Genomic DNA, 9,746 nt, shown 5'->3' on the forward strand with positions numbered 1-9,746 from the left:
TCAGCCACGTGATCATTCTGGCCGTCTGGCGCTTCCCGGCGCAGCAACTGGGCGACACATCACGACAGGGCGAACGTAGCTTGATGCGGCACTAGCACCTCTGCGCTGGCGCAACACCGACGCCCGCCACTCCGACGTCCCGGCCGCCTACGCCGCGAGCGCGCCCGCATCCGCAGCGAACGACAACGACACCTGGGGCCAGCCCACCACCCTCGCTCTTGGCCAGCGTCGCGGCCTCCGCCCACGCCCGTACCGGCATCCGGGCGCCGTTGCGGTAGGTGACGTATGTGAGCCCGTGTTCGGCAGCCAGCCGGTCGGCGAGGGCCTTCGCCGCCTGCAGGGCGGTGGCGTGACCGGCGGACAGCAACGGCACCTCGCGGCGTGCCGCGTCGACACGGCGCGGAGGGCGGTCGCCGCGGTTTCGCCCGGTGTTGTGCAGGACTGTCGCCCTGGATGAGGATCGCCGCGATGACTGCCACGGCTGTCAACGCGGTTGCCGCGGACTGATCTGACACCGTGCGGGCCTTCGCCAGCTAGGAGTGGAAGGTGCCGGGGCGGTGTTCCCTCATCCCGGCGCTCCTCCCGCCGCTCCAACTGGGAGCGGCTGGGAGCAGCTGTGCGAGTGCCCGTGACAGGGGCGGGACGGCTGCGTGTTGGGGCCGTCAGGCGGCGTCAGACCGTCGTCGGCCGGTTCGCGGACGCGTGAGGGGTCCTTGCCTGCCGCCCTGGATCAGGCGCAGGTGCCGGTGGCGGGCGTGGCGGGACGGCTGCGGGGTGCGGGTGAGCCAGTCCTCGACACGGTCCATCCCGTACAGCACCAAAGCCGCCATGGGCAGCAGCAGGCAAGCAACGATGACCACGGCGTCGGGCCCCCTCACGAAGGACGGCCGCAGTCGGGTGCCCGGGCCGCATCCGGTTACCAGCCCGCTCGTGTGAAGGTCCCGTGGTGGCTATTGCCGCCCTGCCGTTCCAGGGGGCGGCGCCCGGCGACCGCCCCACCGGGGTCGTCCAGCAGGGCGATGCGGGCGGTGATGCGTTTGCCGACCGGTTCCCGTTGCGCTTCGAAGCCCTGGGCGACGGCCATGACGATCTCCAGGCCGTGCTGGCCCACCCGGCCGACGTCCGCGGCCCGGGCGATGGGCAGCACCGGATCGGAGTCCCACACCACGACCTCGACCGTGTCACCGGCGATCCGCAGGTCCAGCAGCACCGGCCCGGGAGCGTACTTGCGGGCGTTGGTGACCAGCTCGCTGACCACCAACCGGGTCAGATCCATGGCGCGTTGCGAGACCGGCAGCCCGTGATCGACCTGGACGCGGGTGAGGAAATCGGCAGCCAGGTGACGGGCCTCGGCGATGATTGTGCCGTCCCCGTCCAAGGCCACCGTGGCCTGGAGGACCTGTTCGCCCGACATGGCGCCGTCCTCGCCCACGGGCACAGATTCCATCGCGGCCACCTTCACTACCCCTTCACACCACGCGCGTATACCCACGCCAAAGAGGGTGACGCCTGATGCCCCACTGTGGGCTGCATCTCACCACGGCATCACCCCGTGCGTTCGGGGCAGCGATTCCCACAAGGATCTGGCTGTGCCAGGATCACCGACATGGCTGAGGAAGAAGTGGCGCACACCGGACAGGCGGTGCAGCGGGGCGAACTGTCGGCCGTGACCACCGTCACCGACGGCATCCACGTGCTGACCGTGACCGGGGAGATCGACCACCAAACCGGTGACACGCTCGGCCAGGCCCTGGACGTCTCGGGCACCCGCCGGCCCCGCGTCGTGGTGGACCTGGGGCGGGTGACCTTCATGGACTCCAGCGGCCTCAACATCCTCATCGCCGCCCACCGCACTCTCACCGAGGCCGGCGGCTGGCTCCGCCTGGCAGAGCCCGGCCAATCCGTGCAGCGCATCCTGCAACTCGTCGGCCTCGACACCGTCATCGACTGCCACGAGACCCTTCAGCAGGCACTCACCGACTGACCGTCACAGCCCAGCGACGGAACGGCTCAACCGTCCCACTGTTTGCACACGGCTGCCTGGTCCCTGATCGCGGTATCAGAGAAGCAGCCTGCCTGGATCTCACCGGATTCGGAGTCGACCTGCATCGCACGGCCGGTCTGCGTGAGGATCACCGTGAGCGCGTGCCGCAGGGCCGTGCGCGCCCTCGGGCTCCATCGCGTGCGGTGCGGGGCCACGGCCCGGTGCGGGCTCCCAGGTCACCACCACGGCATCCGCCTCCCGCCGGACCCGCAGCCCGCCCGCGTCCTGGTCGGCAGAAGCCAGGTCAAAGCCCGCGCGCTCAAGCGTGCGGCACACATCGGCCAGCAACTCGTCCCTGTCACCCACGGCGGTCACTCAAAGACAAGATGCAACTGCGTATCGTAATGAGATTTGGCTGACTGTTCGAGCAGGTGCCGGGTCGGCGCGAGGGGGTCGACCCGTTTCACCACCCTCGTCCTCGTGTTTCGTCGCAGGTGTGGCGGCTACCCGGCTCGGAAGTCTCACTCAGCGAAGGACAGTGAGGCCGAACGCGCTGCTGCTGCCGGTGGTCTCCGCCCACGGGAACAAGCAGATCAGACAGTAAGGGGTTGATCGCGATGACCGTGGCGACACAGCAGGGCGGCGGGGGCGGCTCCAGTGGCCTGTATGACGTCCTGGAGCTCATCCTCGACCGGGGACTGGTGATCGACGCGTTCGTGCGGGTCTCCCTCGTCGGCATCGAGATACTCAAGATCGACATACGCGTCGTGGTCGCCAGCGTCGACACCTACCTACGCTTCGCCGAGGCGTGCAACCGCCTCGACCTCGAAGCGGGCCCCCGCAAGCCGGCCGGGCTCACGGAACTCACGGGCCAAATGACGGAGTCCGGCGCCCGCGGCAAGACCAAGGGGGCCCTGTCCGGCGCCGCGGAGACAATTTCCGAGGCCTTCAAGCAGGCACGCGACGAGGGCCAGGAACGTCAGGGCGAGCAGGCCGCGCACAGGGGAGGGGAATAACAGATGAGTACCTATGTCTACGGGATCATCCGCGCCTCGCACTCCCCCCTCCCCCAGGACATGGAAGGCATCGGAGACCCCGCGCGGCCGGTCCGCGTGCTGCGCGAGGGCGAGCTGGCCGCGATCGTCAGTGACGCCCCCGAGGAGCTGCGGCCCAAACGCCGCGACCTGCTCGCCCACCAGCACGTCCTGGACGAAGCCGGAGCTGGCGGCGTAGTACTGCCCATGCGGTTCGGCAGCGCCTCCCCGGACGACGACACGGTGACCCGGGTGCTCGCCGAGCGTGCGGGACAATTTTTTGAGCGGCTGCAGGCGCTGGACGGCACGGCGGAGTACAACATCAAGGCCAACCACAACGAGGAGGCCGTGCTCCATCTGATCATGGCGGGCCACGATGACATCCGGTCGCTGGCACGAGCGAACCGCGAAGCCGGCGGAGGCACACAGGAGCAGCAGATCCGGCTCGGGGAAATGACCGCCGCCGCCATCCAGGAACGCGAGACGACCGACGCAGACCTGCTTCACCAGGCACTGGCACCCATGGTCCGGGTAGTCAGCGCCGGAGCGCAGAGCACCGGATGGCTGGCCAACCTCTCCTTCCTGGTGAACCGCCGTTCAGAGGAGCAGTTCCTGACCGCGGTCGATGAATTCCGCCAGGAGCACCCGCACCTCGAGCTGCGGGTCAACGGCCCGCTGCCGCCCTACAGCTTCGCTGAACCCCCCTCCTCCCAGCAGGCCGAAGGCGGCGCCACGGAAGCGTTCGGAAACACGGCCACCCAGCCGGACGGATAATAGGCCGCTGCCTCCCGATCAGCGATCGCCTTCCGAGGGCTGCGCCCGATGTGCTCCTGGATGTCGGGGCACAGTGACGCTCTCTGACCGCATACGCCTCAGGCGATAGGCACGGGTCCGGCACCTTGGCGAGCAGTACACAGCGTCCACCCGCTTACGGCTCCGGCCCGGGGCCTCACCGACGAACCACCATCCCTTGCAGACCGGGCACCGGACCTTCGTCCGACGGTACGCGGTGTCCGCCCGCTGCGCGGCAGCAAACTCGACATTGCTCCGCCACCGCCACGCCTTCGTACGGCAAGCCGCTGAGCAGTACCGACGTGAGCGGCGGCTGCCCTCGGGGAGCGGACTCCCGCACTGACTGCATCTCGGGACGGTCTTCCTCGGCACGCTTTCCAGAGTCCTCCCAGCCGTCCCCCACAACCAGGACGAAACGCTGCCGTTCGCGGACCCGTCCACGCAGACAATCCCGCGAACGGCAGCGCCGAGATCACCCGCCTGCCACTGTCGTCGCAACGGTTCAGGAATTCAGGCCGGCTCTCACGTCGGAGGGACGCGGGCTGTCCTGCGGCCGACCGTGCGTTGTCGGTCCTCGCTACCCAGCCCGCCTCGTTCAGCAGCGAGAGGCCCTCCTGACCTCGTGCCCACGACTCGCGAGGCGTAGGAGCCGCAGCCCGCACCACAGATGAGCCTGGTCCCGCCTCTCCGCCGCAAACGAGGCTGGCATGCCGGATGGGAACGGAGCAACGCGGCGGCACGGTCATCCCGCCGTGCCGCCGCGTTGCTCACCCATGCCCCAACCCGTGCGTGCCCGGTCCGAGCGGATGTATGCGCCGTGCAGTGGCCCCTGACTGCTCCCCCTGCGCCCCAAGCCGAGGACCAAAAGGGAGGGTCACGTCGGCCCCTCGCCCGTCGACCGGCGCCCGCCCCCGCTCCAAGCATCATCTGATCGTCGACGGCCACGGAACCCGCTCGCCGTCACACTCACCGGCGGGAACCGCAACGACATCACCCAGCTTCTGCCCCTGCTGGATGGGATCCCGCCGATTCGAGGCCTGCGGGAACGGCCCCGCCACAAGCCCCGTGGCGTGTACGCCGACCGTGGCTACGACTTCGACAAGTACCGCCGCCTGCTGTGGAAACGCGGCATCAAACCGCTGATCGCAAGGCGCGGCGTCGCCCTCGTGGTACGAGCTGGTGGAGACGTTGACTCAGCCGGTCGGTCTCGTGGGTTCCCCTGGCGATACGGTCACTGGCATGATCAGCCAGATAGTAACGCTGGCGGGCGTGCTCGTCGGAGCCCTGACTTCGTACCTGTCCGTCACCATGGCCGAACGCGCCAAGCACCGACGCACCATGGCAACTCGCTGGGACCAACGAAAACTTGACACGTACATCGAGTACGCCGCATGCGTGAAGGAGGTGGTTGACGCCGCGAAACGCTCCTGGTTGGCAGAGGAGGGCTCAGAGGCCAGCAGGGAGTTCACGACCATGATGGAAGAAGGCGAGCGCAGGCGCTCAGCTCTCTTCGAAGCACTCGTACTGCTGGCCGATCCTCAAGCTGTCATGGCAGCGCATCACGTCAATGTGGCTCTGTGGGAGATCCTGGGACAGGCGCGCGCACACGAACCTTCCTCCGCGGTTGGCGAGTTCCACGAACTCCTGAACAAGTACCACGAGCGAGCCCGAGAAGACTTGGGCATCAGCGACGACTCATGGCGAGTCCTCTGAGGCCGCATGTCCAACCCGGACGACCCGCCCGTCCCGTCGCAGGCACCCACTACCAGTGGGTCTCGCTGAGTGAGAACGCATCAGCCCTGCTGTATCCCCTCCTGGGGCGCATCAACACACTGCGCGGCGGGTGGCCGTACACGAAGCACGGTCACCCGCCGCAGCGAATGGGACGGTACGTCAGGATGAGTACGCCTCGAGCTCGGCCAACTGAGCATCGCCGGGAATGGAGACGAGCCCAACGACGGCGACGATGGTGGTGACGACCAGCCAGGTGGAGAGCGCGGCGGCGCTGGCGCACCACCTCATCCGTGGGAGGCCGACCGGGGCCTCCGGACCCGGCGTGGTACGTTGCAGCGCCTGTGTGATCAAGGTGAGGGGGACCGTTTCGTGGCCAGTTACGAGGAGCACGCCCAGGCTGCCATCGACGCGCTGACGCCGGTGAGAGGCTTCATCAGGGGGCGAGGGCCCACCGATGTGAACCTTCAGATCGCGCAAGTCGAGGCCATTCTGGCACTGGCCGCCGCCGTGGCCGGCCGGCATGAGGGATCGGCACCGGCTCGGCCACCGCTCCCGCCGTTCGGGCCCCACAACGGGTAACGCACCGGATCTTCGGTAACCCGCAGGAGCTTTCCGACCAGTTGTGCGGATTGCGGCGGACGGGATCCTGCATGCCGTTCGGGCGCCAAGCCGGCCGGACAGCGGCCTGGGCGGCTGGTCCACGCGCGGGGAGCGACTGCCCGGAAGAGCCGAGGCCGTGCCGGGATCGACCGGCCCACGGAACCTGCCGGAACCGGAGTCCTGTGCCTGGCGTGTCGCCGTCGACCTCGACGAGAGTCCGGAGGAATGGCAGGCCGAGTTCGCCCGCTTCCTGGACACGGTCGACACCACCCGTGTGCACGCCTTGGTCGTCGGACCCTGGGGGGAGGCGTACGAGTTCGACTCCTCCCCTGTGATCGAGGCCCTGCTCGCCGCTCGTGACCGTCTTCCCGACCTACGCGCGGTGTTCCTGGGCGACATCACCCCGGAGGAGAGCGAGATCTCCTGGATCCCCCAGACGGACGTCACTCCGCTCCTGGCCGGTTTCCCCGAGCTGGCGGAGTTCGGCGTGCGCGGCGGATCGTACCTGGAGTTCCCCGCCGTGCGTCACACCGGGCTCCGCAGGCTGACGATGCAGGCCGGCGGGCTGCCCGCGGAGGTGGTGCGCGGTGTCGGTGCGAGCGATCTCCCCGCACTGGAGCACCTGGAGCTGTGGCTGGGCACGCCCGACTACGGCGGTGACACCGAGGTGGCCGATCTGGAGCCCATCCTGTCCGGGACTCACCTGCCCCGCCTGCGCAGTCTGGCGCTGCGCAACAGCGAGATACAGGACGCCGTCGCCGCGGCCGTCGCGTCCGCTCCGGTGGTCGACCGCTTCGAGACGCTCGATCTTTCCATGGGCACTTTGACGGACGAGGGCGCTGCGGCCCTCCTGAGCGGCCGGCCCCTGACGCATCTGAAGAAGCTCGATCTGCACCACCACTACATCAGCGAGCCCCTGCTGGACCGCATCCGCCAGGCGCTGGAACCCGCGGGCGTCGAGCTCGCCCTCGACCGCGGCGAGGCCTACTGGCACCAGGTCGGTGACAGCGCGACGCGTCGCTACGTGGCCGTGGGTGAGTAAGTGGCCCCGCACCACGAACACCAGCGGCAGCGGGGCACGGTGCGCTTCGCCGTGGTCGCCAATCCCGAGAACCGCCGCGTGGCGCTGTTCGACCAGGCGGTGCGCGCCGCCGGCCTGCCGGCCCCACGTGTCGTGGCCTGGGCGCAGCTCCTGCGCACCGGCGGTGCCGACTTCGCAGCCGACGAGATCGTCCGGCTCGACTCCCCGGGTGAGACCCCGGCCGTCGACCGGCTGCTGCGCGGCCCCATGGACCCGACCCGGGTGGAGGGCTCGGCCCGCTGGTACGCGACGTTGACGTCCGTGCTGCGCGGCCTGCGGGGCGGCATCCGCCTGGACGACCACGATGAGCTCGCCGTCCTGTTCGACAAACGTCGCTGCCACGCCGTGCTGTCCGCCGCGGGCGTACCCGTCCCCTGCTCACCCACCTCCGGTGCCGCCGCGCCGCCGGTGCGCGGCTGGGACGATGTCCGCGCGCTGATGAAAGAGCACCGGATGCCACGGCTGTTCGTGAAGCTCGCGCACGGCTCGTCCGCCTCCGGCGTGCTGGCGGTCGAAAGCGCCGGGGACGGCCGCGTCCGGGCCACCACCTCGGTCGAACTCTCGCCGGAAGGGCGGTTGTTCAACTCCCTGCGCATCCGCCGCTACGCGGACGAGCGGCAGATCGCGGCCATCGTCGACACCCTGGCCCCCGACGGCCTGCACCTGGAGCGCTGGCTTCCCAAGGCATCCCAAGCCGGACGGACCGCCGACCTGCGGGTCGTCGTGGTGGCCGGGAAGGCCACACACGCCGTCGTGCGCACCAGTGCGTCCCCGCTGACCAACCTGCACCTGGGAGGCCGCCGCGGGGACCTCGAGGCCGCCCGGTCCGTAATGGAGAGGGCGGGCGCCCGCTGGACGGACGTCCTCGGCGTGTGCGAGCAGGCCGCAGCCTGTTTCCCGGGCACCCTGTGCGTCGGAGTGGACCTGCTGCCCGCGATCGGCTGGCGCCGCGTGGCCGTCGGCGAGGTGAACGCCTTCGGCGACCTGCTGCCCGGGCTGACCGGCCTGCCCGGGAGCGGCGCCGAGGGACTCGACACGCACGCGGCGCAGGTCTCAGCCGCCCTGGCCCGGCACGCACCCATGCACCACTCGCCCGAGAAGGAAACGAAGACCCCCCATGCCCTCGCCTGACACGACGCCTGCCGACCTGCCCCCGGATCCCGCCGGGGCGCCGGACATGAACCGGATCGTCGGCAGCCACGACCTCCTGCTCGTCACCCTCGACACCCTGCGTCACGACGTGGCGGCCGCACTCGCGGCGGCGGGCCGCATCCCACACCTGGCGCGCCATCTGCCAGGCGGACTCTGGGAGAAGAGGCACGCACCGGGTAGCTTCACCTACGCCTCCCACCAGGCCATCTTCGCCGGCTTTCTACCGACACCAGCGGCTCCCGGCCCGCACCCACGCCTGTTCGCCGCGCGATTCGGGGGAAGCGAGACCACCGCGGACGGCACCTATGTCTACGACACCCCCGACCTCGTCTCCGGCCTCGCCAAGGCCGGCTATCACACCGTCTGCATCGGCGGGGTGGGCTTCTTCAACAAGCAGGGCCCGCTCGGCTCCGTTCTGCCCGGCATGTTCCACGAATCCCACTGGGAGCCGGAGTTCGGCGTCGCCTCGCCCACGTCGTTCGAGTCGCAGGTGACGCGCGCCGAGGCCGTCGTACGCCGGCTGCCCGCCGACCGGCGCCTCTTCCTCTTCCTCAACGTATCGGCCCTGCACCAGCCGAACTGGTTCCACCTGCCCGGCGCGCACCGCGAGGCAGGGGACACCCTCGCCTCCCACGCCGCCGCACTTGAATACGTGGACCGGCACATCGGCCGGCTGTTCGAAGCGGCCAGCAGCCGGCGCCGCTGCTTCGCCATCGTCTGTTCCGACCACGGCACGGCCTACGGGGACGACGGCTACACCGGACACCGCCTCGGGCACGAGTCCGTCTGGACGGTGCCCTACGCGCACTTCTTCCTCGAACCGGGCCGTGTTCAGGACACCGCCCCCGACCAGGCGCACACGTCCGCGGAGGCCACCGGATGACGCGCACACCGCAGACCACCGGCGAAAGCCCGTACCAGAGTTACGTCTACGCCTACCCGCACAAGACCGCCTACCGCCGCCTGCCCGACCGCCCCTCACTCAGCACCCTGTGGCAGCAGGAGCCCAAGGATGCGCTCTCTCTCTACCTGCACATACCGTTCTGCGAGGTGCGCTGTGGCTTCTGCAACCTGTTCACCCGGATCGGCGCTCCCGACGGGCTGACGACCGCCTACCTGGACGCCGTGGAGCGCCAGGCGGCGACGGTCCGCGAGGCCCTCGGCGACACTCCTGGCATCCGGTTCGCGACGGCCGCGTTCGGCGGCGGCACACCCACGTTCCTCACCGCCGGCGAACTCCAGCGCCTGTGCGACATAGCCGAGTACCGGATGGGAGCCGACCTGCGCGCGATTGCGCTCTCCGTCGAGGCGTCGCCCGCCACGGCCACCGCCGACCGCCTGGCCGTTCTGGCCGAACGGGGCGCCACCC

At 69.7% G+C, this 9,746-nt stretch carries 10 protein-coding genes and 2 pseudogenes; 9 read left to right on the plus strand and 3 right to left on the minus strand.

What is annotated here, in order from left to right; all coding sequences use genetic code 11:
• Positions 1 to 662: 662 nt before the first annotated feature.
• Positions 663 to 860, minus strand: coding sequence for a hypothetical protein (locus tag ACWEN3_RS33205; RefSeq protein WP_452978443.1), 198 nt, complete (start codon positions 858 to 860; stop codon positions 663 to 665).
• A 56-nt stretch (positions 861 to 916) separates the two neighbouring features.
• On the minus strand, positions 917 to 1,447 hold the full coding sequence (locus tag ACWEN3_RS33210; protein WP_452978445.1) for an ATP-binding protein: 531 nt from the start codon (positions 1,445 to 1,447) through the stop codon (positions 917 to 919).
• Positions 1,448 to 1,606: 159 nt separating this feature from the next.
• On the opposite strand from ACWEN3_RS33210, the gene ACWEN3_RS33215 reads away from it, so the two are divergent.
• From ACWEN3_RS33215 to ACWEN3_RS33235, 5 genes and pseudogenes are all read left to right on the plus strand, one after another.
• Positions 1,607 to 1,984 (plus strand): STAS domain-containing protein, encoded by a 378-nt coding sequence (locus ACWEN3_RS33215; RefSeq protein ID WP_452978448.1) that lies wholly within the window; start codon positions 1,607 to 1,609, stop codon positions 1,982 to 1,984.
• A gap of 617 nt (positions 1,985 to 2,601) precedes the next feature.
• Positions 2,602 to 3,000 (plus strand): gas vesicle structural protein GvpA, encoded by a 399-nt coding sequence (locus ACWEN3_RS33220; protein ID WP_452978450.1) that lies wholly within the window; start codon positions 2,602 to 2,604, stop codon positions 2,998 to 3,000.
• A 3-nt stretch (positions 3,001 to 3,003) separates the two neighbouring features.
• Positions 3,004 to 3,792: a GvpL/GvpF family gas vesicle protein gene (locus tag ACWEN3_RS33225; protein WP_452978453.1), complete on the plus strand. Its 789-nt coding sequence runs from the start codon at positions 3,004 to 3,006 to the stop codon at positions 3,790 to 3,792.
• Between the two features lie 890 nt (positions 3,793 to 4,682).
• A pseudogene (locus ACWEN3_RS33230) lies at positions 4,683 to 4,973 on the plus strand (transposase); the annotation flags it as partial.
• Between the two features lie 76 nt (positions 4,974 to 5,049).
• On the plus strand, positions 5,050 to 5,523 hold the full coding sequence (locus ACWEN3_RS33235) for a hypothetical protein (protein ID WP_452978456.1): 474 nt from the start codon (positions 5,050 to 5,052) through the stop codon (positions 5,521 to 5,523).
• Positions 5,524 to 5,703: 180 nt separating this feature from the next.
• Here the strand turns inward: ACWEN3_RS33235 and ACWEN3_RS33240 are convergent, their stop codons facing one another.
• Positions 5,704 to 6,066 carry a hypothetical protein gene (locus tag ACWEN3_RS33240; RefSeq protein WP_452978459.1) on the minus strand — a complete coding sequence of 121 codons (363 nt, stop codon included), beginning with the start codon at positions 6,064 to 6,066 and terminating at the stop codon, positions 5,704 to 5,706.
• Between the two features lie 214 nt (positions 6,067 to 6,280).
• Here ACWEN3_RS33240 and ACWEN3_RS33245 point away from each other — a divergent pair, with 214 nt between their 5' ends.
• The 4 genes and pseudogenes from ACWEN3_RS33245 to ACWEN3_RS33260 form a co-directional block, all read left to right on the plus strand.
• Positions 6,281 to 7,186 (plus strand): STM4015 family protein, encoded by a 906-nt coding sequence (locus ACWEN3_RS33245; protein WP_452978462.1) that lies wholly within the window; start codon positions 6,281 to 6,283, stop codon positions 7,184 to 7,186.
• Positions 7,187 to 8,356 (plus strand): STM4014 family protein, encoded by a 1,170-nt coding sequence (locus tag ACWEN3_RS33250; protein ID WP_452978465.1) that lies wholly within the window; start codon positions 7,187 to 7,189, stop codon positions 8,354 to 8,356.
• A 46-nt stretch (positions 8,357 to 8,402) separates the two neighbouring features.
• Entirely contained in the window at positions 8,403 to 9,260 is an 858-nt protein-coding gene (locus ACWEN3_RS33255) for an STM4013/SEN3800 family hydrolase (protein WP_452978468.1), read from the plus strand.
• Positions 9,257 to 9,746, plus strand: a pseudogene (locus ACWEN3_RS33260) (STM4012 family radical SAM protein); the annotation flags it as partial. The gene ACWEN3_RS33255 and the pseudogene ACWEN3_RS33260, both read left to right, overlap by 4 nt.

Source organism: Streptomyces sp. NPDC004561, assembly GCF_053602155.1.

Excerpts from the sequence above, each read along its gene's own strand:
- ACWEN3_RS33215 (WP_452978448.1), top strand. The coding sequence starts at position 1,607 with ATGGCTGAGGAAGAAGTGGCGCACACCGGACAGGCGGTGCAGCGGGGC.
- ACWEN3_RS33210 (WP_452978445.1), bottom strand. The coding sequence starts at position 1,447 with ATGGAATCTGTGCCCGTGGGCGAGGACGGCGCCATGTCGGGCGAACAG.
- ACWEN3_RS33225 (WP_452978453.1), top strand. The coding sequence starts at position 3,004 with ATGAGTACCTATGTCTACGGGATCATCCGCGCCTCGCACTCCCCCCTC.
- ACWEN3_RS33235 (WP_452978456.1), top strand. The coding sequence starts at position 5,050 with ATGATCAGCCAGATAGTAACGCTGGCGGGCGTGCTCGTCGGAGCCCTG.
- ACWEN3_RS33240 (WP_452978459.1), bottom strand. The coding sequence starts at position 6,066 with ATGCCGGCCGGCCACGGCGGCGGCCAGTGCCAGAATGGCCTCGACTTG.
- ACWEN3_RS33255 (WP_452978468.1), top strand. The coding sequence starts at position 8,403 with ATGAACCGGATCGTCGGCAGCCACGACCTCCTGCTCGTCACCCTCGAC.
- ACWEN3_RS33220 (WP_452978450.1), top strand. The coding sequence starts at position 2,602 with ATGACCGTGGCGACACAGCAGGGCGGCGGGGGCGGCTCCAGTGGCCTG.